Below are 793 nucleotides of genomic sequence, written 5' to 3' on the forward strand. Positions count from 1 at the left end.
GTCCTTCCGCCAGTTTCTTCGAGTCGCGGCTGATGGCGAAAACCCATCGCGCCCGAGACGATTGAGATGACCGCACCGACGATCAAGGCTGCGAATGAAAACCACGAGGCGCGCGCGACGTTGCGCGCGGCAGTCTCCGCCTTCTGGCGAGCGTCCCGCTCGGCATCAGGACTCGACGCGGCAGCCGCCGCTGAAGCGAGCGCGGCCTGGGCCTGTTGCTTTGCAGCGTCCAGCATTCCGCCGCCAGCACCCTGGTTTGCTGTGGTTGCGCCGACCGTCGCGGTCGTAGCAGCGACGCTGCCCACGGCGCTGGCCGCGCCTCCGATCAACGACGTCATCCCATATGCCACGAGCAAAATCATCACGGCCCACGCCAGCAACCCGTGTAGCCATCCAAGCACCGGTGCGCATCGGCCAGCGAAGTACGACCCGACAAATACGGCGACGACAGTAGTGACGATCACCCATACCCCTGAGCCAAAGCCGAATCCCTCAAGCGGATTTCGCTGAGACAGAGGGGAGAGTAGCGACGCGCCGATGGCTGCGCCGAGCACGGTCATGATTAAGTACACGATGAGTGAAAGAATCACGCCGGCGATGACCGCCCCCCACGAAACGCGCGGTAGCCCTTCTTGAGTCATCAAAAGTCGCATATATCCTCCTGCATAAAGCTATTAAGCACCGCGCCGTGGGCCGGACAGGCTCGCGGCGAGAAAATCATGCGTGACGGTCTGCTCGACCACCGGCGGGCCCGCCATCGCTTTATACAGCCTGCCCAGAACCGAGATCGGCC

At 63.1% G+C, this 793-nt stretch carries 1 protein-coding gene; it reads right to left on the reverse strand.

Features of this window, described 5'->3' with window-relative positions; all coding sequences use genetic code 11:
- Positions 1-653: hypothetical protein (locus tag BG61_RS38690; protein WP_035943749.1), on the reverse strand; the 653-nt coding region annotated here is incomplete at its 3' end.
- Positions 654-793: the final 140 nt, after the last annotated feature.

It is taken from the genome of Caballeronia glathei (assembly GCF_000698595.1).
Classification (GTDB): Bacteria; Pseudomonadota; Gammaproteobacteria; order Burkholderiales; family Burkholderiaceae; genus Caballeronia; species Caballeronia glathei.